Source organism: Chryseobacterium sp. YR221 (assembly GCF_900176315.1).
Taxonomy (GTDB): domain Bacteria; phylum Bacteroidota; class Bacteroidia; order Flavobacteriales; family Weeksellaceae; genus Chryseobacterium; species Chryseobacterium rhizosphaerae.
Window position 1 is genome coordinate 31,536 of record NZ_FWXM01000011.1, and the last position, 26,557, is coordinate 58,092.

Genomic DNA, 26,557 nt, shown 5'->3' on the forward strand with positions numbered 1-26,557 from the left:
AACAATATACATGGAACATTCAAGAATTAAAATAGGCATTGTAGATGATGACCTGCTGTTTGTACAGCTTTTGAAAAATTATATCGAGAATAGCGGCATCTATCAGGTAGTCGTTACAGCAAAAAGTGGGTATCATTTTCTCGCCGAAGAAGATTGTGGCTCTTTGGATATTCTGATTTTAGATTTGAGAATGGCAAATGGTGATGGTCTTGATGTGATGTCTGCCTTGGCCCAAAGAGAAATACAAACTAAAATCGTAGTGCTATCCAGTTTTTATCGCCGTTCTTTTATGGGACAAATGCTAAAAATGGGGGCTCATGCGTTTTTATCTAAAGAAATTGAGCTGGAGGAGCTATTGACTGTCCTCAACACGGTTTACCATACCGGGCATTATTTTTCCAGTGAACAGATTGATGCAATGAGAGGGCAGCTTTCCAACAAGCTTCCTGAATTTCATTCTTTTTCTAAAAATGAACTTACAGAGAGAGAAGTGGAAGTTTTACGATTGGTTTGCCAACAAATGAGTACGAAAGAAATTGCAGATTCCCTGTTTATTTCTCCTAAAACTGTAGAAACCCACAAAACCAATCTTATGATTAAAACAGGAGTGAAGAATATGGCTGGATTGGTCATTTACGCGGTACAAAACAGTATTATTGATGCGAATGAAATTGTTTTGCTAGATAAATAATCATAAAGAATCAGGGAGCACATTGATGTACTCCCTGATAACAAGAAATCTAAAAAACACACTATAATTAAGGATTTAATACTTTAGCCATAGAAACTGCATCGGCTACGGTATCCAGACTGTAGATCTGCAGAATTCCCTGAGTAGTCGCTGCCTGACCTAGAATATTTTGTTGGTTCTGTGCATTTACTGCGTTTTCAAACATAATTCCTGTAGAATGTGCAGCAGATTGATATACGTTGCTCAAAGCCATTGCAGGAGATTCTCCTACTACTTTTACGTTCGATTGCGTTACTGCATCTGTGATTTGTTCGTTGACTGTTGTTCCAGCTTTTTCGGTAGGTAATGCCATAGTTATAATTTTTTATGAGGTTTAAAAACAACCGGATTTTCCGGTTGTTCGGATTATAATATTCTGCTTTTCGCAAAAAATAAATTACGGATTAAGGATTTTAGCCATAGAAACCGCATCTGCAATAGTATCCAGGCTGTATAGTTGTGAGATACCTTGGGTAGTAGCAGCCTGCGTAACTACATTTTGTTGATTTTGTGAATTCACTGCATTTTCAAACATGATTCCTGTAGAGTGTGCCGCTGTTTGGTACACGTTGCTCAGTGCCATTGCGGGAGATTCTCCTACTACTTTTACGTTCGATTGTGTTACTGCGTCTGTGATTTGTTCGTTGACTGTTGATCCTGCTTTTTCGGTAGGTAATGCCATAGTTATAATTTTTTATTAAGTTTAAAGAACAACCGGATTTTCCGGTTGCTCGGATGGTATTCTGCTTTTCGCAAAAATGAATTACGGATTAAGGACTTTAGCCATAGAAACGGCATCTGCAATAGTATCCAGGCTGTAGATTTGTGAAATCCCCTGTGTAGTGGCAGCCTGAGTAACTATGTTTTGTTGGTTTTGTGAATTCACTGCATTTTCAAACATAATTCCTGTAGAATGTGCTGCTGTCTGGTACACGTTGCTCAGTGCTACGGCAGGAGATTCTGCTACTACTTTTACGTTCGATTGTGTTACTGCGTCTGTGATTTGTTCGTTGACTGTTGTTCCTGCTTTTTCGGTAGGTAATGCCATAGTTATAATTTTTTATGAGGTTTAAAGAACAACCGGATTTTCCGGTTGCTCGGATAGTATTCTGCTTTTCGCAAAAATGAATTACGGATTAAGGACTTTAGCAATGGAAACCGCATCTGCAATAGTATCCAGGCTGTAGATTTGTGAAATACCTTGTGTCGTAGCTGCCTGAGTCAGAATATTTTGTTGGTTTTGTGCATTCACTGCATTTTCAAACATAATTCCTGTGGAATGTGCTGCTGATTGATATACGTTACTCAGCGCCATTGCAGGAGATTCTGCTACTACTTTTACGTTGGACTGGGTTACTGCGTCTGTGATTTGTTCGTTGACTGATGCCATAGTTATAATTTTTTATTAAGGTTAAAAATCAACCGGGTTTTCCGGTATTGTAAAATTGTTGTATGCTGCGGTCTGCAAAAATGGATTAAGGGGTCAGGATCTTAGCAATAGAAATAGCATCAGCGATGGTATCTTTACTGTAAATTTGAGTAACACCTTGTGTTGTAGCTGCCTGGGTAACGATATTGTGCTGGTTTTGAGCATTAATCGCATTTTCAAACATAATTCCTGTAGAATGTGCTGCTGTCTGATACACATTACTTAAAGCTATTGCAGGAGACTCTGCTACTACTTTTACATTCGACTGAGTTACTGCGTCTGTGATTTGTCCGTTTACTGGCATAACGATTATTGTTTATGGGTTAAAAAACAACCGGATTTTCCGGCTGGGATGATCACTTTTTATCAAAAAGTTTAAAAATTAGGGTTTCAGGATCTTAGCAATCGAAACGGCATCTGCTACGGTATCCAGGCTATAGATCTGCAGGATTCCCTGAGTAGTGGCTGCCTGACCTAAAATGTTTTGTTGATTTTGCGTATTGACTGCATTTTCAAACATAATTCCTGTAGAATGTGCTGCCGATTGATACACGTTACTTAAAGCCATTGCAGGAGATTCTGCTACTACCTTTACGTTAGATTGCGTTACTGCGTCTGTGATTTGTTCATTGACTGTTGCCATAGTTGTAATTGTTTTTGGTGAGATCTGATCTCGGTTAATAAATTATTGATTTAAACTAGTTTTCTATTCTATTTTTAAACTCACAACAGATCCTGCAGATGAATAAATTTCAAAAGCATTGGTATAGACTGGTAATTGATGATTAGATCCGAAGGGTGATTCTTAATACAATGGTTGAAACCATGATCTGTAAAATCTGTGCGAGTTTAAAGCATATTTTTTATTAAAAGGATGCGGTTATAATTTTAATATCTGTCTTAAAAATATATTTCTGCTGTAGGTATGCCGGCAGTGATCAATTCCTTTGGGCCGGAAAAAAAAATGGATTCTGAATGATTGCTTTTGTACACTGACAGCATCTAAAAACCGGTGCAAAATAAATGTTGACCTGATGGTATATGTTGAGGGCACCGGATTTTATCTTTACAGAGAAAATAAACCGCATCCATAGTTTTTGATGCAGGGATTAAAACCTTCCCTTTTTAAGCATTTCCAATTCTCGGTATTTCCGTTTTCCAGAACTCATTTTTTTGACTCCCATGACATAATTGGTTATTCCCATCATAGAGTCCCGTTGTTGGTTTAACGCAGAATTAATCTGCATGAGCCCTGTGGAATGGGCACTTATCTGTGTAGAAATGGCACCGGGCACAGCCGTAGACATTCCTGTGATGAATGCATTAATTTCGTTCATAGTATATATTTAGTTTTTGATGTTTTTAGATCCGAATATTACCAAGCCTTGTATTCAGCTTATTCATTCGCTCCATTATTTTTATCTCTTTCTCCTTTACCTTTGCTGTTGAAGCCTCCTGAAGCTGTTTCAGCTGTTCTTCATAATTCATTGCCGGGGCAGCAGAAGCAGTGGGTGGGAAATCCTGAGTGGGAGCTGCTTCTTGTTGTTTAACTGCTTCTTCCAGTTTTTCCAGTAAAGGTGCCAGTGATTTCATGGTCTCCTTTATTGCTTTTTCTTTGATGTAATTAATGATTTCATCTTCGTGCCTCAATACAAAAGGCATCACTTCTTCTTCAATGATAGCAGGCTTATTGTATTCTTCCGTCACCGGGACAGGAGGCTGCTGAACAGGAACTTTTTTGGGAATTCTTCTGCGCATTAATGTTGTTTTTTATGATGTTAAAAAAAATACCTGGCAATTACAGTATATAGCCGATAAATGCAGAAGCAGCCCTCCAGTCCGGATTAAGCCCTCTGATTACATTATAGCCTGTAACTTCTAAAGAAATACACCCAGAAATAGCATTGGCTGAAAGCATTTCTTTTAATTGATTGTGAGGAAGGGTTAGAATATAATCATCCGAAATCACAATAGGCTTCCCATTATTTACTGGCGTTTCATTCACTACAATACTTAGGATTTCCTGGAAATAATGGGCAATCAGCTTGGAAGCCTGAAACTCCAGTTCCCTCTTTAATTCTATCATCTCAACCGGAGTGACCAGGTCAGAAACATCAGAAACATCTACATCATGTACCGAATACATTGCTTCTCCCGTATTGGATGGAGTAATTGTAATATCCGTTTTGAGAATGCATTTTGATCTTTCAAGATTAATAGTGAGAGGTTTTGAATCACTCTCCGGAAGTGCAATGTCGCTTAAAGTAGTAAGGGGTAAAATTCTTACATTACAATAAAAGGCTTTCGGATCATCCAGCTTGATCATAATAACTACGATTCCGGTTGATTTATCCTTAGGTTCTATCACAAAAGACTGAAAATGATTGTATCTTTTACTTCCCCTGGTGCAGTTGACCAGTCTTACAGAAGGTTGTATATTAATGTCCGATGTTTGGAGATTAAATACAATACGCTCTGCATTATTGTCGGTTTTCTTGCTATCTGTGTTTTTTGTGTCCAAATAAGCGGTATCACTGTTTCTGGTCAGATAAAGCCGTTCATTTAAATCATGTAAGCTCTGTAGATTTAAAATTTTAGCGGGTTTGGTTACTGTAGAATAATTCATTTCTTATTTATTTTAAGTTTGTCAATGAGTTGGGTTATTATGGTTTTCTTTTCTGTTGTAACTTCAGATTCTTCTGAAGGAATTACTGCTTCTTTAATTTCTGGTTTTACGAGTGGCTGTGTCAGTTTTATTGACTTCAATACTAATTTCCCCTCATGATCAGCCGTAATAAAGCTTTTTTTCATTTCTTCTTTTTCTGATGAGGTTTGTTCCGTTACCGGATCTACCTGTTTTTTTTTTCAGGATCTTCAGCCTCTGATAAAATATCGGTATAAGGGGGAGATACCGGTGTTTCATTCGGAATGGGAAGCGTATTGGCGTTGTATATGGTATTGGAAATTTTAGCTTTTACTTCTGCATAATCACTCACCATTTTAAACAAGTCTTTCATCATTTCATTACTATGTCCCGTCCCCTCTGCCTGTACAAATTCAGCTTTGTGAGCTTCTGTATCTTTACTGCCCGGAGCAGGACCTACAGGCGATCCGTAAGTCAATAAATTGTTGGCTAATCTGCTTAAGGCAATAAGACCTACCTGCTCAAATCCTTTTAAAAAAGACTGCAGATCCTGAACCATCATTCCCGTAGACTGTTCAATCATTACTTTTGCTACTCCGGTCATAGGGGATGCTTTTGGGGGTGCCAATACCTCACTGTTTACAAATACTACAGCTTTCTCCACCGGAGTGGTGGCATCCGCTGTCTGCGATTGTTGGATTTGACTGTTGTGCTCATTCATGATCGTAAGGTTTTAGATTATCCTTTTAAAATTTTAATGGCATCTGCAACAATCGCAGGATTAAGCTGATTTAAGTTCTGCTGATTCGTTACCGAATTCTGAATGGAAATTCCACTGGCATGTGTAGCCATCTGGTAGAGCATACTCATGGCCTGTGCGGGAGATTCACCAAGCACGGTAACATTCGTCTGCGTTACTGCATCTGTAGTCTGATTGTTTACTGTATCTGCCATATTTTGGGTTTAAATGGTTATTATTATTTTTAATTTCAAACATCTTTTTTCAAAGATTTCCTTTCAATTCAACACTTTCTTTTTTCTTATCGAATATTCAGTATGAGATTGTTAACCTCTTTTGTCTGATACAAATTTCATCAATCAAAATAAATCTTCATTAAGGGAAAAGACTGAATTTTAAAAAATAAGGGAATTCTCTCATGGGTGAAATGTTGGGTGGGAGCGTTGTATTTATACATTATGAGTTATGAGTTATGAGTTGTGAGTTGTGAGTTGTGAGTTGTGTTTTTGTTATTTAATCAGTGTAGTAAGAGTATTTATACTGAATACATAATTTGGTTATTTACACTCTAAAATTCCCTTCTTTTTGTGCGTTACTTTGAGCTTACTAATCAGAAAACAAATCAAAAAGCAGGGACGATCTTCATATCGTTATTGTTTATAATCAATAGGGAATGCTGAAAACCTTTAAGAGTAGGCAACAATCAAAAATCAAATCACATGGAAAAACAGACTTTAACCGAAACATCATTTCAATTTAATGAAAATGGAAAATCCTATGATGTAAGCTTTCATGCCAACAAGGGCTTTTCTTCAATGATTACATCAAATATTACCTCGGATTCAACAGTTAATAAAAAAATTCAGGAGGCTTTTGTTGCCTTAATGCCTTACGAGAACAGAATCATAGAATGGATCTCAAGGTCAGCGGATAATGGTCAGCAATATGTGGAAAATCCTATGAAGGCTATGCAAGATGCCAATATCGGGATCCCGCAGGATGTTATTCAGATGGTCAAAGAGGCTTCTGATATTTTATTAACCACCCTAAAAAAATAAAGATATGGCAACAGTAATGACCCAGGGATGGGACCTAGTAGCGGTAGCAACCCAATCACTGCTTAATGAGCTTATTGGAGCAGCTTACAATGATAATCTTTTCCCCAGTAATGTTAATACATCATCGGGAGGGATAACATTTGACGGATCTTTTGGTACACCAACCACCAATTTAACGCCCCCACAAAGTTCAGGCACAAGTTCTATGGCCTCTATAGAAGTTCCAATAAGCGGAACTCTGACATTCTCGGGCGCTTCTCATGTGATTCCGGATGGGAGTACTCTGCTTATTATTTCCAATCTTCAATATTTAAGTGTAACCCTTGACGGTACTGATGCGGTACGGTTATATTTGGATTTTACCAGTCAATATGCTATATTTAGTGTAAGTGTAAATCCTCCGCAAGGTTGGGTAGCTGTATTAAACGGAATGGTGGAATATTACCTGCAACAGGTATACAAAGGAGGTTCTTATTATCTGGGAACTGTAAATCTGGAAGGTGTCCCGGCTGCTGTACAGCCTGTAGGGAGTATTTATTTTGCCATTCAGGCCAACACCTCAAATCCGGACTCTAATATTTTGGCGTTAGTAGCCAATACAAGTACGGGATCTGCTGGTTCATTAAATTTTATGGGAGGCCCGGCTCTATTGCCATCAGATCAGAATGCCGCCATGTATATATCTAACCGGTGTATTCTTAATAATATGCTGCTTCCTGTTCTGGCTACCCAATTAAATACCACCGCCAGCTCATTTACAGTAACAGGAAACTCCAGTACACCTTATAATGTAAGCCTCAACACATCTGTTAATCTCGATGGCGAGTATAATCCTAAATTAACGAGTATGAATAATTACGTTAATAACAATGGACAGATACAGTCTGATTACGGTGCCGTTGGGTATCCTGTTTCGGCATTTTCAAGCTTAATCTGGATAAATGTGAGTGGTCACATTTATCTTACTCCGGGATTATCGGGTCAGACGATCTCGTTTAATGTTGATGCACCATCCGGAAGTGGTTCTGCAGCATTAAGCCCGGGCGGATGGGCTATTGTTGGAGCATTGATTATTGCAACATTTGGAACTTTAGGGGCCTGTGTAGCCGCTGTGGTAGCTATTGTTGTCCCAATAGTGGTTACTCAGCTTAAGTTTAATATCAGCTTATCTCAGGTAGGAGCCAATATTGGAAGTGCCAGTACTTCTTTCAATTGGCCGGCGGCTTCCATAGCACCTTTAACAGGTGTGACACTTCCCGGAGATTTGATTTTATATATAGATCCTCAGGTTTAGTATATATCTGTGAATTGTCAAATATAATAGTAAAAACTGTTTAAGAATGGATTGGTCAAAGACTAATCCATTCTTTTTTTGATCGTGTTCAAGGCAACCACAATCCAAAAATAAGAGGGCGTTTACATGTAATACGGGTAAACCCTTACTTTTTGAAAATGGGGTTTTCCCCTTTGATGAATCAGAATCTTTACACAGAAATTTGTGATATCAGTTTTCAGAAAACCTGGTTCAGGTTTCATTGAGTAAATAAAAACTTTAAAAATTCAATTATAAACTTATATCATGAAAAAAAAATATGTACAACTGTTGTTTTCTGCAGCAGGCGCAGGGACCTGGATGGGAAGAAATGAATATCAGCAGTACCAGGCCCTGCTGGAACCCAATAAAGTAGACCGGAAGGGACGGCTTGGTGCGATGATAGCGACAAAAGACTTTACCTCTGATCAGGTGGGTTATGGAGTTCATTTTGCCATACGATTAATTCATCTTTTGTTTGGAAATGTAGGAGAACAGAAGATAGGCGAGGTATTTAACGACTCTGATGTACAGAAACTACTACAAAAGATCAGTACCCATGAAAATCATAAAACTGTAGGGAGTACCGAAGAAGATTATTGGCAAAGTGAGAGAGGCAAAGGACAACATGTTTTAGATGAGCTTATGATTTTGTTTGGTGCTAATGTCAATGCAGAGACGCGTGCATCTTTACAGGAACTGGCTGCTAAAATAAGGGAGGCCGGTTCTTTCGGTCAATAGTAGTTTTTTACCCATTTAAAAATAATTTATATGCTAAAAAAAATAGTAGAGGAAACGGAGCCGGAGGATCTTATATGGAATCATCCGAAGGCTATTTCTTTAAACTTCAGAGAGGCCTTAAGGAAAACAGAAGGCAAAAAAAATCCATCTTATATGCTCCCCCAAAAAACTGATTTGCAAATTGTAGAATTTGATGATCTTGATTTTAGTGGGGTTACGGTGAGCCAAAACGTTGGCCTACTTAAGAGATACTTTGGGTATAAGCGGATCAATTTAGGTCCGGTATACTTTTTCCCATACATTTCCGGAACTCCAAAAGATGATTTTTCAAATATAGGAAGATTGGAAAATATTCCCTTGTATCCTACCTTAGCCGAGCCGCAATATGTTATTACCGGAGAAATGAATGGCTGTGCTATCATTATAACAAAAAAAGACGGAGCAAAAACATTTACAGCATGGCACTTCCAAAGTCCAGATTCTGTAAATAACCGGGAAAAATTACGTGCATTTTTAAAAGAATACCGGAATGAAATTTACAGCTACCTTTGCTTTAGTGATTACGCAAGTGAAAACAATGATGAAACTTACAATGAGAAGGAAAGAGAAGGTTTTAATTATCTGTTTTTCAATAGAAAGAACCATGGGGATGGTAATGACTGGGTGGCGGGAACCTGGGAACTTAGATGCATTCCTCTTATAAGAACTTTAAATAATCCAAAACAGGATGATCCCTGGGTTGGAGATTTAATTAGTTTTTCAACGAAAAACAAGTTTACAAGACCTATAGATTTTAACCAGCCACTGATACCTGCTAATGAGACCGGTGATCTTATCATCAACTGGATCATCAGCCATATTACCTATGATGTGACCCTCCGAAACAGGCCGGTGTTACCGCCTTTACCCCCTGGAGTTTCAACATTGCCTCCTGTAAGTATCATTAATGATCATTAAATCTGTGAAGGTTTTCTAATGTAAAAGTTGAGGAAACATTCATTCTAAGCTATTTATGTGAATAGATACAAATTCGGAACAGGATTAGAACTGTTCCGAATTTGTATATAAAATAGGCACAGACAATTCCATGTTAAATACTCCTTTATCCAGAAAATTCAGAAAGATGGAAAAGGCAGATTGATATAAAACAATCCTAATGTTGTTGCATGTTATGATAATGGTTGAATGGTAACAGATGAATCTGATTTTTCAAGAGTCTGCTCCGGCAGCTCCTTTCGTTTTCTCCAGAAGAAGTACGCTACGATAGCTGTAGCAATGGGAAGAGCAATACCAAACTCGTCGATATAATAATTGGTATGTCCTTTGTCTACCGTAAGAGGGGTAAAAATAGCCTGAATAAAAAGGTTATGGCTGGCATGTAAAATAGCCGCCGTCCAAAGGCTTCCGGATTTTAAGCGCAGCCAGGTGAAGATAAAACAACACGCAAATATCATAACCGTAAAGCAGGTTAATGCCAGCCATTTGGGTCCGCCCGTATTGTAATTGGAAAAAAGAAGAAGAGGATAATGATAGAGTGACCAGATCACTCCCATCCATAAGGAAGTTGCAGTATAGGAGTTTATTTTCGCTAATTGTGGAGTCAGAAGTCCCCTCCAGCCAATTTCTTCGCCCAGGGCAGAACCGATGGAACGTACCATTCCAAAACTGCTCATCAGAAGGATGTACAGAATAATGGTTACTCCATCAGGAAGATTCCAGCCCATACCTTTTCCTGTTTCAGCCACAAACTCATGGTTATAAAAACCACCGGCACCACTTATCCAGATGATAAGGTAGGGGACAAGGGAATACAGCAGCGGAATACAATACGCCATCACCTGATATTTGGTGAGTCCCCATTTCCAGCCCAGGGAAGCAATAGGGATTTTTCTGATACGACAGGTCAGCAGTGCTGCAATAGCCGGACACCACATAATAATGGTAGCGTAAGATATGGCTCCGCCTCCTAGTTTTCCGGTAACAATACACATATAATAAACAGGTAAACAAAACAGCAGGGTGAGTCCCAGATAGGTTGCTATATTTTTCCTGATTTCCGATGGAGAGGCTGAGGTATTTTCCATAAAAAGATTGGTGTTGTGGGTTGTATGAAAATGCTATTTAATTGATTATCGATAACATATCATAAATAATTTTAATAAAATTACATTTATTTTTGATAAAATGGTTGATTTTTATAGGAATAACTTTTCTACTGCATTGCTTCTACCGTTACTACTGAAAAAGATGTAAATTAGCCAGCGAAAATGAATACATATCTCTTTGTAGAATACGCATGCTATGTCTAAATTAAAAGCAGTAAGAGAGCAGAAGAATCTGACCCAGGAAGAATTATCAGAAAGATCTAAAATTTCTGTGCGCACGATCCAGCGGATAGAAGCGGGTACGGAGCCTAAAGGACATACACTCCGGGCGCTGGCACAAACCCTGGATATAGAAGAAAACCTATTGCAGAATGATATTGCAGTTGCAGTACATACCGATGAGAAAACCATAGAGATCAAAGAAGAAGCACCAGAAATAAACTATTCTCTGATTAAAATAATCAACCTTTCTTCGCTTGTATGTATTGTGCTTCCACCTCTTAATATTTTAGTTCCCCTGCTGCTGATGTTTACCATGAAGCAGAGAAACAACCTTGCCCGACAGATTATCTCGGTTCAGATGTTGTGGACGGCAATGGCTCCTATTGTATTTATGTTGGGGATTTTTCTAAAGCTCGGAGGTCCGTTTACCCTGATCCTGATGATCCTGATTGCACTCTCTAATGTATTTATTATTCTCCGTAATGCAGCGGAAATAGATAGGAATAAGAAACTGTATTTTAGGCTGAATTTCAGCATGATATAAAGCATGTCAGGGCTTTGTCGGGTTTTTGTCAGGTTCATTTTTTGCATTGAAACGGACTAAAATTTAATCTTTGTCAAAATTATTAACAATGACAAAGTATACTCATTTTATACTCCCTTTTTTCATCTTTTTCTTCAGCAATACACAAGCACAGATAGAAAAAACTGATGCCCTGTACAAGACTATTATGTCCAGAGACAGTCTTCTTTTTTCAGTAGGTTTTAATACCTGCAATATTTCTCAAATGGAGAATATGTTGAGCGACCGGCTGGAGTTTTATCATGACAAAGACGGTATTTCTGATAAAAAGAAATTCATGATTGATTTTAAAAACGGATTGTGCAAGGCACCGGAAATGCGTCAGGTAAAAAGAGTTTTAATAGATAAAAGTTCTGAAATCTATCCGATGTACCAAAACGGAAAACTATATGCCGTTATTCAGAATGGCAGCCATGAGTTTTCTGAAAAAGAAAAAGGAAAACCCGAAAAATTAGGGGGGAAAGCTAAGTTCACCAATTTCTGGATGATAGAAAATGGAAGCTGGAAACTGGCTAAATCCCTGAGTTTTGATCATCAGGCAAAATCAACGATTCAGGAGAATATTTCTGGGGACGACCAGGCGATTGAAAGCTGGCTGAAAGAAAATAAAATTCCGACACTCGGGCTGGGAATTATTGAAGAAGGAAAGCTTAAACAGATAAGGGTTTTTGGGGAAATAAAAAAAGGAGTTCCGGCACCTTATAATACCTATTTCAATGTGGCTTCGCTTACCAAGCCTGTAACAGCAATGGTAGCACTGCGTCTGGTAAGTTTGGGGAAATGGAAGCTGGATGAACCTCTTGACCAGTACTGGGTAGATCCTGATGTTCTAAACGATCCAAGACACAGAAAGCTGACCACCAGACTTATCTTGAGCCATCAGACAGGATTTCCGAACTGGAGATGGATGAATCCTGATAAAAAGCTAAACTTTCAGTTTGAGCCGGGAACACAATACCAATATTCCGGAGAAGGTTTTGAATACCTGCGTAAAGCGTTGGAAAAGAAATTGGGAAAACCGTTGAACCAACTTGCCCGGGAGCTGATTTTTCAGCCGCTTAGTATGAATGACACCGATTATATTTGGAATCAGCATACAGAAGAATCGAGATTTGCGATAGGATATAATAAAGAAGGTCAGCCTTATCCCACGGAAAAAAACAAAGTAGCCAATGCTGCGGATGACTTGCATACTACCATTCAGGATTACGGTAATTTTATGGTTAGCGTTATGAAGGGTGAACATTTAAAGCCTGAAGTTTTTCAGGAAATGACCAAAAATCAGGTAAAAACGAAGGAGAATAAATACTTCGGATTGGGTTTTGAAATCTATGATTTGGGAAATGGGAACTATGCCTTATCACACGGAGGAGCTGATCTTGGAACACGCTGTATTGCCTTTGTACTTCCAAAATCAGGAAAAGGAATTCTCATATTTACGAATGTAGATGATGGGTACAAAGTATATGAAAAGCTGGTAGTTCATTATTTGGGAGAAGAAGGAAAGAAAATTGTGGCAATAGAGACCAAATAGCAGATTGATTGGCAGGACTTAATTAGGATATAGTAAATCTTTGTATATTTATATTGAAGATATGAATCTGAAAATCAATGAGTAGTCAAATGTCTGTTTGCAGGAAGCAATATGATGAATAACCATAAAAAGAAAGCTATGTGGCCATATTATATCATCCTTGGGGCAGGAGTGATTCTGTTTGTTGCAGCGTTACTGAGCTTCAGAAGTACACTTGCATTCCTGCAGAAAGCAGAAAAGGCAACAGCAACTGTTACCTCTCTGCGGGTAATTGAATCAGACGGAGAGGTATATCTACCTCTTTTTACCTTCCGGACTCGAAATAATATTGAATATACCTATGAATTGCCGGAAGGAAGTAATCCTTCATTCTGGGCAGTAGGTGAAACAGAGACCGTTATTTATGACCCTGCGGATCCTTCTTCTGTAAGATTATATACTTATTTCAGAATATTTGTCTGGCCTTTGGTACTGATCTCTATAGCCTTGCCATTACTGGTCGTTGGCGGAGGATATTTTGTCGCAGCTCAGTTTTTAAAATAGCCGTGATTTCACTATTTATCAATAGAAATTCTTGCGCAGAAAACTATTTTTGTAAAGTCTGTTTTACCGAAGCAAATGCCCTTACCGGAAAAGTTCCTACCCCTTTGAATTTTGGAGGAGCAGCGGTAAAAGTGATATCTTCATCAGGAAGTTTATCCAGATTACAAAGGTGTTCCACAATTAATATTTCGGCATATAAAAGAATGGTATGTACCGGTCTGCTTTTGCCTGCTGTATCATCGATATTATGGGAATCAATGCCGACAAGTTTTACCTGACAGTCTTTAAGATATTCTGCTGCACTTTCCGTAAGGTAAGGATGGTTTTCATAATAGGTTTCAGTATTCCAGTGACGATCCCAGCCGGTATGAATGAGTATGGCTTTATTTCTGATCTCCCTGTTTCTGAAATGTTCGTCTGTGATTTCCAGTGTCTCAGAATAAGGAATCCGAAAGACTACGGCATCTAATTCAGCAAACTTTTCCAATTCTATTTCGGCTGTATCTTTTCCGTTTTCAAATCTGTGAAAAGGACAATCGATATAAGTTCCTGTATTGGTGACCATCTCTATATTGCCGATTTGAAACTCTGTACCTTTGTCATAAAACTTTTGAGAATCCTTGCGACTTAAATAATCACAGATATGAGGAGCCGGAAGTCCTTTATAGGTGATCAGCCCTTCTTCGATGGTATGACTTAGCTCTATAAGTCTTTCCGTAGGGGAGTGTTCTTTTGCGGATTTTCTTTTGTGAGGCTCACTGAAGATCTGCTTATTCAGAATATTTACTTTGCCGGCCATAAGTAACCTAAGATCTTCAATAATATAATCTGCAAGCTCCCGATCTGTAATGTCATCGCCCATGATGTCCAGTCTGAAATCTTCCCCTTTAAGATTTCCTCCGTTGGTAAAATAAACTTCAAAATCAAATCGTACTCTTTTGTCCATAATTGAATTATTTAAAACAAAAGTGCAGAAAATCAGATCTTATTTACTTGACTTAAATCAATTTGCTTCAATTTTTTACTTCTGATGCGGCTTAATGTTTCCGGGCTTATCCCCAGATAGGAGGCGATATGGAAAAGAGGAATTCTGTTTTCCGAATTGGGGAACTGTTCAAGAAAATACAGATACCGTTCAAGGGAATCATGTAACAGGAAAGAACTTTCCCTGCAGCATTTCTTGATAAACTCTTTTTTCAGGATCTGATTGAGGAGCACATGCCATTTTTGATCCTGCAATAAAAGGTGGTCAATTAAAGTTTTGGGTATAGCAATGACCTCAGATTCCTCGAGACATTGAAAATTGAGATATGTTATTTTACCGGTCAGAAAGCTTGTTAATGCGGTAAGAAAATCATTTTCAAAGAAAAATTCAGTATTGATTTCACGATGGTCTTTAGTATAGAAGCTTCTTACCAATCCTTTATTTAAAAAGAACAGATGATCCACAATTGTATTTTCCCTGATTAGAAAGCTGTTATTTTTTAAAGATAGAATACGGGTTTCAGACAAAAGCATTTGCTTCTCCCTATCCGTAAGATCAAGCAAAGGATATATTGCCTTTTCAAAGAAGGTATTGAGATTAAAGTCTGACAATACTTTGATGTTTTTAGTGTTACACTGAAGCAGCCATTAGGTATTTTAAAAAGGAGAGGAGTACAGGTTAAGTAACTCCTCATTACCTTTTTAATGATTATTTCACCTTTTCTAAAAGATAGAGTTTAGCTCCGGAAAATGCCAGTTTGGGCATTACATTACCTTCCAGAACCATTGTTTTGTTGTTGACATCAATGACTGAAATATAGTTGTTGGAGTTGTATTCTATATAGTTTTCCTTTTCTTTAGTCAAAGGATTTTTTCCAAATTCAAGAGAATATTTTACCCAGTCTTCTTTCTCAGAACTGCAGTGTACCGGCTGAAATTTAGATTTTTTAGCCTTGAAAATAATCTGATCATAACTTTCTGTACAATCTGTACTGAATGAACTTTCCGGGTTCTGATCTTTTGAAAAATCTTCAAAAGAACCACGGTATACACCCACTACTTTCCAGGTTCCGTCTAAACGGTCTTCATCAATCTTTCCTTTAGCTTTGCTTACGGCCCAGCTAATCCCATTCACCGTTCCTTTTACTGCCTTGTAGCTTACATTGACCGCTCCCTTTACCACTTTTGCGGCAGTGGATACTACACATGAATTTAATACAAGAACAGCTGAGGCGAGAAATATTATTTTTTTCATATTGTCAGGTTTTTTTTATTTGCTGCGAAGATAATGTTTTTGAAAAAGATCGTTGGGTAATTTTTACCATGGCTTTCATTCCTTTTGATCAGATGATAACTCAGGTCTTTTAAAAATATAGCCGAGATCATAATATATCTTGTTTTCCTGCCTGGTTTTACCCATTGCCTGTACTTCTTCTTCCGGGAGCAGTTGTTTCTTCTCCATCAGATTTTTCTTGTATTTTTCTAAGGTAGGGAGCAGATAAGATATGAAAGTGATCTGATTCTGAACATTGGCATGAATAAACATCCATTCATCAGACTTTTTATTAAAATAACAAGACAAAAGACCTCCTTGTTTTTTGGGACCGCTGTACTTCATTTTAAACCCTTTTTGGACCAAAAGGCTGTCTGTATTAAGTTTGCCGGGGATGATATCATACCAGATTCCGGATGAGGTGAATGTCTGGGCAGAAGAAATACATGTTCCCGCAACAAGAGCAATACCTAACGGAACTTTTTGTCTTATTGTTACCGTTAAAAATAAGGTCAGTATATTGTTTTTCATAGCTTTCATTTAGGTGCCGGGATGTATTCCGGAATATAGGACTTTTCTTTTCCGAGAGTTTGAATATATTCTTTGCTGTATACATTCAGACGTATGTTTGAAATCTCAATCATTTTAGAATTTTTGTTTCCTGAATGATCGTATGAGAGGATCTCTTCCTCCTTTCCATCTTTTTTAGACAGAATGTAATAGAAGTTTTTATTTTCCCAACAGCTTACTTCTTCAGATGAGCTGTCTTCAATAGGTATACGTTTGCTGTTTTTTTGTAGAAAACTCAGCAGGTTTAAAAAATCTTTTTTATTTCTTGAGGCTTTACTGGCTCTTAGATACGAAAACTCTCCTTTATTGTTTTCCGCCATGTCCAAAGAAGGGAAGGCTACTGTATTTACGATCGCCAAAGTATCTTTTGCTTCATCATAAGCTACTGTTTTATATTGATAGCCAAAATATTTGACCGGTTTCTTTTTTCTGCTCATCCAATCATTGGTAGACTCAAGATAAAAGTCTGAGGGCAATCTTCCTTCTGATGCGTAGAAAGCCAACGTGTCTTTTTCAAACATAGCTGTTTCCAGGGCTTTTAATGCCGCGTTTTTATCCATCTTTTTGAGATCGGTTGATAAAATCTCATTAGTTTTCTGCAATCTTGATTGGTAAAATTTTGAAACACTGAATGTTTTATCCAGTTGATCTATCAGAAGAATATCCGTATCCTGAGCCTGGCAGGAATCCAAAAACAATAATAAGACAATAAAAGGAAGTATTTTATTCTGCATGTTTTTAATTATAGCTTAAATATAAAGATAGTTCATAGAATATCTTTCAAATTTTATTTGCTCTATTTTAGTATTTTTTTAACTGTGATTGGATTGGGTAAGTGTTCAGAGTACCGGTCAGTAAAAATAAAGGCAACCTATTTTCCGTCTACATACCTTTTAAGATCAGAGATGCTTTTTATCTTAAGATCTTCAGCTTGTTTTCGGCGCATCATTAAGGCATATGCATTATTAAAACCAAGCGGCTTCAGCCATTGAATTCCATATTGTTTTTCAAATTCTGAGTTAACATATTGGTAGGTTTTATCAGCGCTTTGGGTAACATTTTTCAGGATTTGTGGCGTAGGCTGTAAGAGGACAAGAAGCCCGGTTCCCGTATATTCAGGGTAAAAATCAATTGCGTCATTCATTAAGGCATCAAAACAGATTTTAGTTCCTCCCAAGCCTGTTTTTGTTTCCGCTTTATAGTCTGTATATCCTTCAATAAGCATAGTATACATTTCTGCAAGAATGTATTGTTCCCCGAAGATTTTTGAACCTATTCTTACCGTTCCTGAATTTCCTTTCCGGGGACTTTTGTAGAGACCATTCTGGACTAAAAAATCCCTGGCAATCTTCTCCGGTGTCTGGTGGAGATGATCAGACCTGTAATTCAAATCGGTCATAATAGAATCATTGAATTTTCCCGCCAGCAGATTTAAAGCTTTTTCCAGTTCCGGAAATTTTTTCAGAGTTTTGGTTTTCATGATGGGAGCCGCAAAGTATGGGGGAAAGATTTTTTTATCATCATCCAGTACATAGAGATCAAAGGCCTTGATCCTCCCGTCTGTAGAATAACCACTGATCAGATCCAGTTCTTTTTCATAAGCTGCTTTATACATAATGGCATCATTGACAACCAGTGGATTTACATTGAGCCCATAGACAGAACGCAGCCCGATGTCACCATCCTGCCTTCCCATAAATTCCGGCGTAAAACCTGCTTTTATTTTATGATGTGAAACAGAAGTAAGCAGATAGCCGACTGCCATGATAACAAGAACAATCGGCGCTACATATTTCAGTTTCCGGAATACCAGATATCCCGACTTTTGTATCATAGCAATCACCTGGTCCAATAGAATAGCCAGTAATGCTGCAGGAATTGCACCCGCCAAAATCATATTGGTATTATTAAGCGAAATACCTCCAAAGATAAATTCTCCCAAACCACCTGCTGCTACAAATGAAGCTAAGGTGGCTACCCCTACATTAATAACGGCGGCAGTCCTTATTCCGGCAATGATAACAGGCATAGCTAAAGGAAGTTTAACCTTAAAAAGCAGCTGGCTTCTGTTCATTCCCATTGCTTTGGCAGACTCAATCACAGCAGGATCTACACCTGTGATTCCGGTATATGTATTGCGGATAATAGGTAAAAGAGCATAGGTTAACAAGGCGGCAATAGCCGGTTTAGGACCGATGCCGAACACAGGAATCATAAATCCAAGCAATGCAATACTGGGAATGGTCTGCAAAATACCAGCAATACCAAGCACAGAACCGGAAAGCCTTTTTTTTCTGGCAATCAGTATTCCTAAAGGAAGTCCCACCATGATCGCCAATAATAAAGACAGAAAGGTAAGCCCAAGATGCTGAATAATCTGGGTTATTAACTTTTCGTGCTGTTCAGCAATAAACTGCCAAAGACTCTGATGCGTCATACGGTCTGTAATTTTCTGTAATGATTAAATGCTTTGACCAGATTTTCATACAACCCTGTATGATTGTGATCTGAGCTTAATGTCTGCAGGGCATTCCAGACGCTTGTGTTTTCTGAAAGATCAGGTTCGTGATAGGAATCTTCAGTATTCAGGAAAGGGGCAATATCCTGTAAAGTGGCTACTTTATATTCCAGCAAGAGCCGGTTTTCAGCAAAAAAATTGAGGACAAAATTATTTTCAGGACGATAAAGCATTTCTTTTGGAGTACCGGTCTGAACAATTTTCCCCTGATCCATCAGACATATCCGGTGACCCAGCTCAAAAGCTTCCTGTACATCATGGGTAACCAATACTATTGTTTTGTTTTTAAGCTCTTCCAAAGATTTAAATTCGGAATGGATATCTGCTTTTGTAATATTGTCCAGGGCTCCAAAAGGTTCGTCCATCAGTAAAACCGGAGTATCGGCAATCAAAGCTCTGGCAATGCCAACCCGCTGCTGCTGTCCGCCACTTAATTCATTGGGAAACCGGGAAAGTACCTCTTCCGAAAGGTGAAGCTTAGCTAAGAGCTCGTGGGTTCTTGTTTCCGTTTTCTTTTTCTCCCACTTCAGCAGTTCAGGAACTACCGCAATATTCTGTTGGATAGTATAGTGAGGAAATAATCCGGAATGCTGCATCACAAAACCTATTCCCATTCTCAGCTCTTCAGCTTTCTGATCACGGATATTTTTGCCGTCAATAAGAATGTTTCCGGAATCTGCTTCTATAAGCCGGTTGATCATTTTAAGGGTGGTTGTTTTCCCACAGCCGCTGGTTCCTAAGAGGACGAGTATTTCCTGATCATAGGCCTGAAAAGAAATATGATCTACTGCGGTTTTTCCGTTAAAACTTTTTGAAACTGATTCAACTGTAATCATCGGCAAAAATTATTGGGCAAGTCTGATTCCTGTAAACTGCCATTTTAAATTGGTTTGAAAGAAGTTGCGGTAGGTATTTCTGCTATGGCCAGGAGGTGTGGCTTCGGAAGCACCACGTAAAACCATTTGATTGACCATAAATTTTCCATTGTATTCACCCACAGCTCCTGCTTCTTTTTTAAAATGAGGGTAGGGCAGATAGGCCGAATTGGTCCATTCCCAGCGGGCTCCCCAGTTAAAATGATCCGATGCCGCTTCCCATTCTGCTTCAGTAGGAAGACGCATTCCCTTCCAGGATGCAAAAGCAGATGCTTCATAGAAGTTGATATGACACAGGATACCATTAGGATCCACTTCCTGTAATCCGTTCAATGTATAATTCATCCATTTTCCGTCTATATAATACCAGTACAATGGGGATTCAGCATGGCTTTGCTTCACCCAATCCCAGCCTTCGGCATGCCAGTACCTGAAATCGCTGTACCCGCCAGCTTCCATAAATGCCAAATATTCACCGTTGGTCACCAGCCGGCTGGCTATTTCAAAACCGGTAAGGTAGGCTTTATGCCTTCCTAACTCATTGTCAAAACAAAATCCTTCTCCATGAAAACCTATTTCATAAAGGCCTTCAGGAAATCTGAGCATGTGTACATCCTCCACGTAGGGTTTTACAGTTTGTTTCTCTTTTGTATAGGCTGGAAATAGCGGATTATGTCCCAGGATATATTTAATGTCAGTCATTAATAATTCCTGATGCTGCTGTTCATGGTTCAGACCCAGTTCCAATAACGGTTCAATGGTTTCCGTCATAAATCTGCTCTGAAGAAAAGCTTTCATCTGCTCATCCACATATTTCCGGTATTGATAGATATCTGAAACAGAAGGGCGGCTGAGGTTTCCCCGGTCTGTACGGATTACTCTTGCCCCAATAGTTTCATAATAGCTGTTAAAAACAAAATTATACTGAGGATCGAAAATTTCATATTCAGGAAAATGAGGAGCCAGAATAAAAGTCTCAAAAAACCAGGTCGTATGGCCGAGATGCCATTTCGGTGGGCTTACATCAACGATGGGCTGTACTACATAATCCTCGATTTCCAACGGGGCACAGATCTCTTCTGAACGTCTGCGGATATCCGTATATTTTTTCACTATATCTTTTGTGGTGATCTCTGGTGTCATGTCTTTTAGTTTTAGTGATGTAGTTTATATCGAATGCATCCAATACTTTTTTCAGATGCTTTACTTTTATTGTACCTGCCAGATACTGTCTACAAACCATTTTTTAGAATCTTTAATTTCTCCGGTTATGGCAAACCCTGATTTCTCTCCCAATGCGTTGATCTGTTCTGCAGAGAACTTCTGAGAAATTTCCATATTGATAAGTTCATGTTCTTCAAATGAAATGCTGACATTTCCAACCGTTACCTTTTGATTTTTAAGGCTTATCAGAAAACTTCTGCAGGCCCCACTTACAGGATCATAGGTTTGGTAGTGCTGAAATTGTTCCAGATCAAAATTTCCTTCCAGTTCGTTATTGATTCGTGTCAGGAGATTAAGATTAAAGGCAGCAGTAATCCCTTCTTTATCATTATAGGCATCCAAAATAATGTGGGGATTTTTTTTAAGATCAAAACCTACCAATACACGATCTTTTGAAGACAGGTTTTTATTAAGATGCAAACAGAAACTTTCAGCTTCCTCCAGGGACATATTTCCAATATTGCTTCCTAAAAATAAAACCACTTTTCTCCTGTTGGATAATGAAGCCGCTTTTTGAAGCATCTCAAAATAGTCACCTTCCAGGCAGGTTACTTCCAATGCCGGAAATTGACTGTTTACTTTTTTGTCGAGTATGGAAAGGATATTCCCGGAAATATCAATGGGCATATAAGTAAAGTCAGCTCCTTTTTTTACCAAATATTCAAGTAAATAGGTAGATTTCATGGCGTCACCGGCTCCCAATTCAATCAAATCGAAAGGCTCATTTTCCGGAATGAGGAGGCCGGCAAGTTCATCGGTTTTATTTTTAAAAATATCAAGCTCACAACGGGTAAGGTAATATTCAGGCATTGCCATAATTTGCTGAAAAAGGTGATCTCCAATTTTATCGTAAAAGTATTTTGAAGATAACTTTTTGGGAATGCTTTGTAAGCCGTTTAAAACATCCTGAAGAAAATAATCAATAGGCTCATTTTCAGTTTTAGCATGTGAATCTAACTGTACATTCATAGGTCTGATTTTGTGTGGTTTTTAGATAACTGCAATTATCTTGCCTTTCAAAACATTGAATTCTGTTGCTATTTTATTAATTTAAATATAAACAATTTTATTTTTAATAGATTGAATTTCATTGTATTTTTAAAATATGTGGTACTTTTTTCTGGAAAAAATACATGTGATTTCCTGGGTTGATTTTGAAAGTTATAGAGATATAAAATACCCTTACATTGGGATTTGTAAGGGTATTTTAATAGGGTGTAGGTTGGAAAACGCAAAGACGCAAAGGATTTTAAATAATAGGCTGCTTTTAAGGCGCAAGGAAATCGAAGATTTCCGTTGAGTATTCCGTGATTTTTACGATTAATAGATGAGTAAGATGGTCTGGGTGTGGGTTGGCTTCATCAGCAAAATCTAAATACTATTTGAAAAATTATGCAGGATACAATTTTATCGGGGATAAAATCTTTGCGTCTTTGATTATTGGGCATGTCAGTATTTTTGCGCCTTTGCGATATACCAACTTTATTTTGAGATTATTTTATAGGTTGGAAAACGCAAAGACGCAAAGGAATTTAAATAATATGGTGTTTTTAAGGCGCAAAGAAATCAAAGATTTCCGTCGAGTGTTCTTTGATTTTTTAGCATTGATAGACGAATAGGTAATCTGGGTGCGGGTTGGTTTCATCGGCAAAATCTAAATACTATTTGAAAAATTATACAGGATACAATTTTATCGGAGATAAAATCTTTGCGCCTTTGATTATTGGGCATGTTAATATTTTTGCGCCTTTGCGATATACCAACTTTATTTTGAGATTATTTTATAGGTTGGAAAACGCAAAGACGCAAAGAAATTTAAATAATGGCTGCTTTTAAGGCGCAAGGAAATCAGAGATTTCTGTTAAGTATTCTTTGATTTTTTAGTACTGATGCATGAATAAATTCATCATGGTGGAAACTCAGATTAAAGGGGGCTGCATTGGAATAAGAATCTCCTCATAAACTGATTTGAAATAATTTTCCGGCATCCAAAAATACAAAACACCCAGTCACAACTAGGATTAATAAAAGAGAAAGTACAAATGTCAGCACTTTGAAAACATCCAGTCTGAATTCTTTTTCCTCATGATTTTTACGACCTTTATTGAACTCTGCAAGATCATTTCCATACGGCCTGTCTTCTCTTGAATTTCCTGCTCTGGTATTAAAATAAGAAATTGAATCAAGCGATTCTATATTCTTATTTTGGCTGATGGTATTGATCAGTGTTTTTTTATGCTCAAGATATCTTTTCTTTGCAGTCTCTACTTTTCCATCTGATTCTAAATTCCTGATCACAGTATCAATTTTTTCAGCATACTGTTCGTATTCCCGGCTGATGAGGTCTATTCCTGTTTTGGATTCTTGAATTTTGACTTCATTTTCCTGATGCTTTTTTTCATTTCGCTCGACCTGTTTCCTGAGATCATCCATCAGTTGTGTCTTTTCTTCTTTAAGATTCTCTTTTTCCTTTTTAAGATCAGCAACAGCATTTTGAACCTCCCGAAGCCTTTCTTCATGAAATTTTTCAATTTCTTTATTAAAGCCACCGGTATCTACAATTTTAAAAATTCCTTTCTGTTTTACAAATTCTGCAATTTCGTGACTTTGGGTAAAATAGAGGGTATCATACACATTCAAAAGATCGAGTGCCTTGGTAAAAAAGTTTTGTAATTGGGCCGGATTGGTTTCACAATAAATAACCAGGTAGTTTTGGGTAGCCCTGGTAAAATTCAAATCCTCCATTTCCCGGACATTGAACCCTATTTTATCAAAATCTTTGGGCTTTCGTATCGAAAAGTTATCAGAGTGGTTTACAGCAATTGTCCCTTCAGACAGGTTATTTTTTTCAAGTTGATCCTGAAAATCATTCAATGTATTGATGACAAGGCTTTCCGATGCAATTTTATCAATGAAAAGAAGGCTTGAGCCTATAAAAGTTCCGCCCCGGTCAGAATTCTGTTCTTTTGCAAATTTGTAGACAGCATAAGAAATGAGATTACAATCACCGGCAAAATCTTTCCGGATGGAATAGATGCTGCTTTGGGGAAATAGCTTAATGGCATCTGTTTTTAAATCATAGGTTCTGATTTCCTTTGCAATATTCCTGTTTCCACCCAGGAAAAAAGACTGCCTGAAACCGTATGGATTGCCAAAGGTACCGAATGCAGAGAAAAAATAAGTAGTATCCATTAATTTGTAAAACTAAATTTTAAACGTTCCCAAAATGTTCCTTCATAGTCAAGATCATAGCCAATGATGCTTCTGTACAGCCATTTCGATAAAACCTCTGCTGTAGAAAGATTGAGTAAATTAATCCTCTCTTCACCGGTTGCATTTTGCACACTTCCTACGGTGTAGTAGGTTTTGCTTAAGCCATAGGTATCAATACGTTGTGAGGTCATAGGAAGGCGTTCGGAGATAAATCCATCCAGCTCTTCGGCGCTTTCCACATCCATTCTTCCGGATTTATCCCATTTTGAAATCACCAGTATCGCATTGACGGATTTTAAATTTTTACCCTTTCTTTCCAGTTCATCCAGAAATTCATTGATCAGGGAGTCATCTTTATAAGCAGATTCATAACTGGTTACAATAATAAAGGTCAGCGGAATATTGGCATTCAAGAAAGATTCTATACTGCTGTGATAGCTTCCGCCTCTTCGGATATCGTTGTGGTTTTCTCCCGAAGTTTCCAGAAAAGTAAGATCTATCGGCACTACTTTTTTAGATTTATTATTGGGTTCAAAGACGAGGTCCAGGCGGGTTACCTGATCTCTGGTTGTTCTGTTGGGCAAAACCCCCTGGCGTATATTTTCAAAAAAATCCGAAAGAAGAACGTTGGCTTCCTTAGAATTTGGAGTACCCAGCTTAGGTCTTAAAACCCCGGCATATGATCTGAGGTAATAGAGCATAGAGGAAAGGATCACTGATTTCCCGGATTCTGCTGTTCCAAAGAAAAAAACAAAGTTGCTTTCTTTATTTTTTATATCATTGGATATGGTTTTTGCAATAGGGACAAAATCTTCAGGAGCATCATTTTTAAATTCAAAAGAAAGCGGTTTTAAAGCTTCTTCAGTTTCAATATCAAAAGATAAAGGCTTTAATTGGTCGTTAGTTTCCATAGTTTAATTATTGGGAATTATAGTTTTACCACTTCTTTTATTGCTGAATACACTTCCTCCGTTATTTCTGTTGTAGCCGCCGGGAGTAGTGACCAGTAAAATAATAATGACAATCACGAAATCCAGTAAGATACATCCTGCCAGGACTACAAATTGGTACATTCCAAAGTTTTTAATGGCATGCTCAAAAGCGAAACCAATTTTTCCCACCTGCTGTGTCTGCGATACAACGGGTTCAAAATGGATTTTTTCATTTCCTAAGACCGTTTGTGACCTGCTTCCCAGTTTATTGTAATCGGCCAGGGATTCATCAATTAACCCTTGAGACATTTCATCTTTTTCTTTTTTGGATAGCAGAAGCAGTTCCTGGATGTTTTTGTTCCATTTCAAGGCTGCATTATTGATATCGGTTTTTAAGGCTCTTTCTTCGGGCGATAGGTCCGAAATCATATTGTCAATCTGATGTCCCATTCTTTCTGAAAGATCTTCATAGTCATTTCCTACCGGAGTAAGCAGGTCAACTTTCTGACCGGTCAGCTTTTCAATATCCCTGATTAAAGATTGTGCACGGGTTCCAATCCCTTTATTTCCGGGATCTTTAATCTGTTCCATCAGCTGCTTCTTTTTAATTTCGATATTCTGGGTGGTTACTTTATTGTATTTGTAACTTAACTTTGATTCTACATCGTTTTCCAGACTCGTGAAGTTTTTATTGATATCCCGAAGTTCATCCGTATAGATATCGGTCTTCATAAATCTTGTATACAAAGCATTAAAATTGGCAATGAAACAAAAAGAGGCAATAAAGAGGTAAATCCCGACAAGGCTTCCCGTTGGTCTGCCTTCAAGTTTAGCATTCCTCAGCATCCAGCATAGAAACAGGAGCAGTAATGAGAGCACCAGGGCAATAACAAAAGATGCCGGGCCAAAAATCTGTTGCAGCCCGAGCCAGGTCTGGTAAAAACTTACACTGATCAGTAGTAATGCCAGAATTCCCAAAAAGAGATCTGCAGGAGTTATTTTTTTATTCATAATATATAGGTTGTTTTTCTATGAAGGAGTATCAAAACATTGTGTTTTATAATGTTCGAAACTACAAACAACCCATAAAAAAAAATTACGGAAAACCGTAAACCCTGGTGACGTTGCTGGAATGGTATATATATAGATCTGCCTGAGCTGCCGGGAAAAAACTATAACCACAAAAGTCACAAAAGTTTTAGGAACACTTTAGGAGAATGGAGTTACAAATAAACTGCTGAGAAGTTCACATAAGTTTTTTTGAAAATCTCTGATTTTCTTTTGAAATGTAAGCTTCGTCAAAATCGATTGGAAATCGATTTACTCTT

The 26,557-nt window shown here is 37.9% G+C and carries 33 protein-coding genes; 8 read left to right on the forward strand and 25 right to left on the reverse strand.

From position 1 onward, the window contains the following. Positions 1 to 10: 10 nt before the first annotated feature. Complete coding sequence (locus B8967_RS22060) at positions 11 to 691, forward strand: response regulator transcription factor (RefSeq protein ID WP_047486893.1); 681 nt, start codon at positions 11 to 13, stop codon at positions 689 to 691. Between the two features lie 67 nt (positions 692 to 758). Here B8967_RS22060 and B8967_RS22065 read toward each other — a convergent pair whose 3' ends face one another. The 12 genes from B8967_RS22065 to B8967_RS22120 form a co-directional block, all read right to left on the reverse strand. Then, a complete protein-coding gene (locus B8967_RS22065; RefSeq protein ID WP_047486890.1) occupies positions 759 to 1,043 on the reverse strand; it encodes a RebB family R body protein in 285 nt (94 codons plus the stop codon). An 84-nt stretch (positions 1,044 to 1,127) separates the two neighbouring features. Further along, the gene (locus tag B8967_RS22070) at positions 1,128 to 1,412 is read right to left on the reverse strand and encodes a RebB family R body protein (protein WP_047486888.1); all 285 of its coding nucleotides are present in this window, start codon (positions 1,410 to 1,412) and stop codon (positions 1,128 to 1,130) included. 81 nt (positions 1,413 to 1,493) lie between these two features. Further along, entirely contained in the window at positions 1,494 to 1,778 is a 285-nt protein-coding gene (locus B8967_RS22075; RefSeq protein WP_084087887.1) for a RebB family R body protein, read from the reverse strand. An 81-nt stretch (positions 1,779 to 1,859) separates the two neighbouring features. Beyond that, on the reverse strand, positions 1,860 to 2,120 hold the full coding sequence (locus tag B8967_RS22080; protein WP_047486885.1) for a RebB family R body protein: 261 nt from the start codon (positions 2,118 to 2,120) through the stop codon (positions 1,860 to 1,862). A gap of 85 nt (positions 2,121 to 2,205) precedes the next feature. Further along, entirely contained in the window at positions 2,206 to 2,463 is a 258-nt protein-coding gene (locus B8967_RS22085; RefSeq protein WP_084087888.1) for a RebB family R body protein, read from the reverse strand. 78 nt (positions 2,464 to 2,541) lie between these two features. Next, on the reverse strand, positions 2,542 to 2,802 hold the full coding sequence (locus tag B8967_RS22090; RefSeq protein WP_047486879.1) for a RebB family R body protein: 261 nt from the start codon (positions 2,800 to 2,802) through the stop codon (positions 2,542 to 2,544). Positions 2,803 to 3,268: 466 nt separating this feature from the next. Beyond that, positions 3,269 to 3,496 carry a RebB family R body protein gene (locus tag B8967_RS22095; RefSeq protein WP_084087889.1) on the reverse strand — a complete coding sequence of 76 codons (228 nt, stop codon included), beginning with the start codon at positions 3,494 to 3,496 and terminating at the stop codon, positions 3,269 to 3,271. 25 nt (positions 3,497 to 3,521) lie between these two features. Then, the gene (locus tag B8967_RS22100) at positions 3,522 to 3,917 is read right to left on the reverse strand and encodes a hypothetical protein (RefSeq protein ID WP_084087890.1); all 396 of its coding nucleotides are present in this window, start codon (positions 3,915 to 3,917) and stop codon (positions 3,522 to 3,524) included. A gap of 40 nt (positions 3,918 to 3,957) precedes the next feature. Next, the gene (locus tag B8967_RS22105; RefSeq protein WP_084087891.1) at positions 3,958 to 4,785 is read right to left on the reverse strand and encodes a hypothetical protein; all 828 of its coding nucleotides are present in this window, start codon (positions 4,783 to 4,785) and stop codon (positions 3,958 to 3,960) included. Beyond that, positions 4,782 to 4,970: a hypothetical protein gene (locus B8967_RS22110; protein WP_047486867.1), complete on the reverse strand. Its 189-nt coding sequence runs from the start codon at positions 4,968 to 4,970 to the stop codon at positions 4,782 to 4,784. The genes B8967_RS22105 and B8967_RS22110 overlap by 4 nt, the downstream gene beginning before the upstream one ends. 38 nt (positions 4,971 to 5,008) lie before the next feature. After that, entirely contained in the window at positions 5,009 to 5,524 is a 516-nt protein-coding gene (locus B8967_RS22115; RefSeq protein WP_047486864.1) for a hypothetical protein, read from the reverse strand. A 17-nt stretch (positions 5,525 to 5,541) separates the two neighbouring features. After that, positions 5,542 to 5,757 (reverse strand): RebB family R body protein, encoded by a 216-nt coding sequence (locus tag B8967_RS22120; RefSeq protein WP_047400697.1) that lies wholly within the window; start codon positions 5,755 to 5,757, stop codon positions 5,542 to 5,544. A gap of 504 nt (positions 5,758 to 6,261) precedes the next feature. Here B8967_RS22120 and B8967_RS22125 point away from each other — a divergent pair. The 4 genes from B8967_RS22125 (at position 6,262) to B8967_RS22140 (ending at position 9,610) form a co-directional block, all read left to right on the forward strand. Further along, a complete protein-coding gene (locus tag B8967_RS22125) occupies positions 6,262 to 6,600 on the forward strand; it encodes a hypothetical protein (RefSeq protein WP_084087892.1) in 339 nt (112 codons plus the stop codon). Between the two features lie 4 nt (positions 6,601 to 6,604). Beyond that, the gene (locus B8967_RS22130) at positions 6,605 to 7,894 is read left to right on the forward strand and encodes a TULIP family P47-like protein (protein WP_047486858.1); all 1,290 of its coding nucleotides are present in this window, start codon (positions 6,605 to 6,607) and stop codon (positions 7,892 to 7,894) included. 285 nt (positions 7,895 to 8,179) lie between these two features. Beyond that, positions 8,180 to 8,653, forward strand: a complete 474-nt coding sequence (locus tag B8967_RS22135; protein ID WP_084087893.1) for a hypothetical protein — start codon at positions 8,180 to 8,182, stop codon at positions 8,651 to 8,653. 30 nt (positions 8,654 to 8,683) lie between these two features. Beyond that, positions 8,684 to 9,610 carry a hypothetical protein gene (locus B8967_RS22140; RefSeq protein WP_084087894.1) on the forward strand — a complete coding sequence of 309 codons (927 nt, stop codon included), beginning with the start codon at positions 8,684 to 8,686 and terminating at the stop codon, positions 9,608 to 9,610. Between the two features lie 212 nt (positions 9,611 to 9,822). Here the strand turns inward: B8967_RS22140 and B8967_RS22145 are convergent, their stop codons facing one another. Next, complete coding sequence (locus tag B8967_RS22145) at positions 9,823 to 10,737, reverse strand: type II CAAX endopeptidase family protein (protein ID WP_084087895.1); 915 nt, start codon at positions 10,735 to 10,737, stop codon at positions 9,823 to 9,825. A 217-nt stretch (positions 10,738 to 10,954) separates the two neighbouring features. Between B8967_RS22145 and B8967_RS22150 the strand changes: the two genes are divergently transcribed. The 3 genes from B8967_RS22150 (at position 10,955) to B8967_RS22160 (ending at position 13,640) form a co-directional block, all read left to right on the forward strand. Further along, a complete protein-coding gene (locus tag B8967_RS22150; protein WP_084087896.1) occupies positions 10,955 to 11,524 on the forward strand; it encodes a helix-turn-helix domain-containing protein in 570 nt (189 codons plus the stop codon). A gap of 88 nt (positions 11,525 to 11,612) precedes the next feature. Beyond that, entirely contained in the window at positions 11,613 to 13,097 is a 1,485-nt protein-coding gene (locus B8967_RS22155) for a serine hydrolase domain-containing protein (RefSeq protein ID WP_084087897.1), read from the forward strand. 138 nt (positions 13,098 to 13,235) lie between these two features. Beyond that, positions 13,236 to 13,640 (forward strand): DUF3592 domain-containing protein, encoded by a 405-nt coding sequence (locus tag B8967_RS22160; RefSeq protein ID WP_228406283.1) that lies wholly within the window; start codon positions 13,236 to 13,238, stop codon positions 13,638 to 13,640. A 43-nt stretch (positions 13,641 to 13,683) separates the two neighbouring features. Here B8967_RS22160 and B8967_RS22165 read toward each other — a convergent pair whose 3' ends face one another. The 12 genes from B8967_RS22165 to B8967_RS22225 form a co-directional block, all read right to left on the reverse strand. Next, the gene (locus B8967_RS22165) at positions 13,684 to 14,586 is read right to left on the reverse strand and encodes a cyclase family protein (protein ID WP_084087899.1); all 903 of its coding nucleotides are present in this window, start codon (positions 14,584 to 14,586) and stop codon (positions 13,684 to 13,686) included. 32 nt (positions 14,587 to 14,618) lie between these two features. Beyond that, positions 14,619 to 15,236, reverse strand: coding sequence for a Crp/Fnr family transcriptional regulator (locus B8967_RS22170; protein WP_143330570.1), 618 nt, complete (start codon positions 15,234 to 15,236; stop codon positions 14,619 to 14,621). Between the two features lie 97 nt (positions 15,237 to 15,333). Then, a complete protein-coding gene (locus tag B8967_RS22175; protein ID WP_047487191.1) occupies positions 15,334 to 15,879 on the reverse strand; it encodes a membrane lipoprotein lipid attachment site-containing protein in 546 nt (181 codons plus the stop codon). 75 nt (positions 15,880 to 15,954) lie between these two features. Continuing rightward, positions 15,955 to 16,428, reverse strand: a complete 474-nt coding sequence (locus tag B8967_RS22180) for a hypothetical protein (RefSeq protein ID WP_228406284.1) — start codon at positions 16,426 to 16,428, stop codon at positions 15,955 to 15,957. 5 nt (positions 16,429 to 16,433) lie between these two features. After that, a complete protein-coding gene (locus B8967_RS22185; RefSeq protein ID WP_084087901.1) occupies positions 16,434 to 17,201 on the reverse strand; it encodes a hypothetical protein in 768 nt (255 codons plus the stop codon). 137 nt (positions 17,202 to 17,338) lie between these two features. Further along, positions 17,339 to 18,904, reverse strand: a complete 1,566-nt coding sequence (locus B8967_RS22190) for an ABC transporter permease/substrate-binding protein (protein WP_084087902.1) — start codon at positions 18,902 to 18,904, stop codon at positions 17,339 to 17,341. Continuing rightward, complete coding sequence (locus tag B8967_RS22195; RefSeq protein WP_084087903.1) at positions 18,901 to 19,821, reverse strand: ABC transporter ATP-binding protein; 921 nt, start codon at positions 19,819 to 19,821, stop codon at positions 18,901 to 18,903. Before B8967_RS22195 ends, B8967_RS22190 begins: the two co-directional genes overlap by 4 nt. A gap of 9 nt (positions 19,822 to 19,830) precedes the next feature. Then, the gene (gene egtB / locus B8967_RS22200; RefSeq protein WP_084087904.1) at positions 19,831 to 21,003 is read right to left on the reverse strand and encodes an ergothioneine biosynthesis protein EgtB; all 1,173 of its coding nucleotides are present in this window, start codon (positions 21,001 to 21,003) and stop codon (positions 19,831 to 19,833) included. A gap of 66 nt (positions 21,004 to 21,069) precedes the next feature. Next, complete coding sequence (egtD, locus tag B8967_RS22205; RefSeq protein WP_084087905.1) at positions 21,070 to 22,053, reverse strand: L-histidine N(alpha)-methyltransferase; 984 nt, start codon at positions 22,051 to 22,053, stop codon at positions 21,070 to 21,072. 987 nt (positions 22,054 to 23,040) lie between these two features. Then, positions 23,041 to 24,276 (reverse strand): hypothetical protein, encoded by a 1,236-nt coding sequence (locus tag B8967_RS22215; RefSeq protein ID WP_084087907.1) that lies wholly within the window; start codon positions 24,274 to 24,276, stop codon positions 23,041 to 23,043. Further along, the gene (locus B8967_RS22220; protein WP_047486815.1) at positions 24,276 to 25,208 is read right to left on the reverse strand and encodes a hypothetical protein; all 933 of its coding nucleotides are present in this window, start codon (positions 25,206 to 25,208) and stop codon (positions 24,276 to 24,278) included. The genes B8967_RS22215 and B8967_RS22220 overlap by 1 nt, the downstream gene beginning before the upstream one ends. A gap of 3 nt (positions 25,209 to 25,211) precedes the next feature. After that, positions 25,212 to 26,240 carry a hypothetical protein gene (locus tag B8967_RS22225; RefSeq protein ID WP_047486812.1) on the reverse strand — a complete coding sequence of 343 codons (1,029 nt, stop codon included), beginning with the start codon at positions 26,238 to 26,240 and terminating at the stop codon, positions 25,212 to 25,214. Positions 26,241 to 26,557: the final 317 nt, after the last annotated feature.

Coding starts and splice junctions, on each gene's coding strand:
- B8967_RS22060 (WP_047486893.1), top strand. CDS start 11: ATGGAACATTCAAGAATTAAAATAGGCATTGTAGATGATGACCTGCTG.
- B8967_RS22065 (WP_047486890.1), bottom strand. CDS start 1,043: ATGGCATTACCTACCGAAAAAGCTGGAACAACAGTCAACGAACAAATC.
- B8967_RS22070 (WP_047486888.1), bottom strand. CDS start 1,412: ATGGCATTACCTACCGAAAAAGCAGGATCAACAGTCAACGAACAAATC.
- B8967_RS22075 (WP_084087887.1), bottom strand. CDS start 1,778: ATGGCATTACCTACCGAAAAAGCAGGAACAACAGTCAACGAACAAATC.
- B8967_RS22080 (WP_047486885.1), bottom strand. CDS start 2,120: ATGGCATCAGTCAACGAACAAATCACAGACGCAGTAACCCAGTCCAAC.
- B8967_RS22085 (WP_084087888.1), bottom strand. CDS start 2,463: ATGCCAGTAAACGGACAAATCACAGACGCAGTAACTCAGTCGAATGTA.
- B8967_RS22090 (WP_047486879.1), bottom strand. CDS start 2,802: ATGGCAACAGTCAATGAACAAATCACAGACGCAGTAACGCAATCTAAC.
- B8967_RS22095 (WP_084087889.1), bottom strand. CDS start 3,496: ATGAACGAAATTAATGCATTCATCACAGGAATGTCTACGGCTGTGCCC.
- B8967_RS22100 (WP_084087890.1), bottom strand. CDS start 3,917: ATGCGCAGAAGAATTCCCAAAAAAGTTCCTGTTCAGCAGCCTCCTGTC.
- B8967_RS22105 (WP_084087891.1), bottom strand. CDS start 4,785: ATGAATTATTCTACAGTAACCAAACCCGCTAAAATTTTAAATCTACAG.
- B8967_RS22110 (WP_047486867.1), bottom strand. CDS start 4,970: ATGAAAAAAAGCTTTATTACGGCTGATCATGAGGGGAAATTAGTATTG.
- B8967_RS22115 (WP_047486864.1), bottom strand. CDS start 5,524: ATGAATGAGCACAACAGTCAAATCCAACAATCGCAGACAGCGGATGCC.
- B8967_RS22120 (WP_047400697.1), bottom strand. CDS start 5,757: ATGGCAGATACAGTAAACAATCAGACTACAGATGCAGTAACGCAGACG.
- B8967_RS22125 (WP_084087892.1), top strand. CDS start 6,262: ATGGAAAAACAGACTTTAACCGAAACATCATTTCAATTTAATGAAAAT.
- B8967_RS22130 (WP_047486858.1), top strand. CDS start 6,605: ATGGCAACAGTAATGACCCAGGGATGGGACCTAGTAGCGGTAGCAACC.
- B8967_RS22135 (WP_084087893.1), top strand. CDS start 8,180: ATGAAAAAAAAATATGTACAACTGTTGTTTTCTGCAGCAGGCGCAGGG.
- B8967_RS22140 (WP_084087894.1), top strand. CDS start 8,684: ATGCTAAAAAAAATAGTAGAGGAAACGGAGCCGGAGGATCTTATATGG.
- B8967_RS22145 (WP_084087895.1), bottom strand. CDS start 10,737: ATGGAAAATACCTCAGCCTCTCCATCGGAAATCAGGAAAAATATAGCA.
- B8967_RS22150 (WP_084087896.1), top strand. CDS start 10,955: ATGTCTAAATTAAAAGCAGTAAGAGAGCAGAAGAATCTGACCCAGGAA.
- B8967_RS22155 (WP_084087897.1), top strand. CDS start 11,613: ATGACAAAGTATACTCATTTTATACTCCCTTTTTTCATCTTTTTCTTC.
- B8967_RS22160 (WP_228406283.1), top strand. CDS start 13,236: ATGTGGCCATATTATATCATCCTTGGGGCAGGAGTGATTCTGTTTGTT.
- B8967_RS22165 (WP_084087899.1), bottom strand. CDS start 14,586: ATGGACAAAAGAGTACGATTTGATTTTGAAGTTTATTTTACCAACGGA.
- B8967_RS22175 (WP_047487191.1), bottom strand. CDS start 15,879: ATGAAAAAAATAATATTTCTCGCCTCAGCTGTTCTTGTATTAAATTCA.
- B8967_RS22180 (WP_228406284.1), bottom strand. CDS start 16,428: ATGAAAAACAATATACTGACCTTATTTTTAACGGTAACAATAAGACAA.
- B8967_RS22185 (WP_084087901.1), bottom strand. CDS start 17,201: ATGCAGAATAAAATACTTCCTTTTATTGTCTTATTATTGTTTTTGGAT.
- B8967_RS22190 (WP_084087902.1), bottom strand. CDS start 18,904: ATGACGCATCAGAGTCTTTGGCAGTTTATTGCTGAACAGCACGAAAAG.
- B8967_RS22195 (WP_084087903.1), bottom strand. CDS start 19,821: ATGATTACAGTTGAATCAGTTTCAAAAAGTTTTAACGGAAAAACCGCA.
- egtB (WP_084087904.1), bottom strand. CDS start 21,003: ATGACACCAGAGATCACCACAAAAGATATAGTGAAAAAATATACGGAT.
- egtD (WP_084087905.1), bottom strand. CDS start 22,053: ATGAATGTACAGTTAGATTCACATGCTAAAACTGAAAATGAGCCTATT.
- B8967_RS22215 (WP_084087907.1), bottom strand. CDS start 24,276: ATGGATACTACTTATTTTTTCTCTGCATTCGGTACCTTTGGCAATCCA.
- B8967_RS22220 (WP_047486815.1), bottom strand. CDS start 25,208: ATGGAAACTAACGACCAATTAAAGCCTTTATCTTTTGATATTGAAACT.
- B8967_RS22225 (WP_047486812.1), bottom strand. CDS start 26,240: ATGAATAAAAAAATAACTCCTGCAGATCTCTTTTTGGGAATTCTGGCA.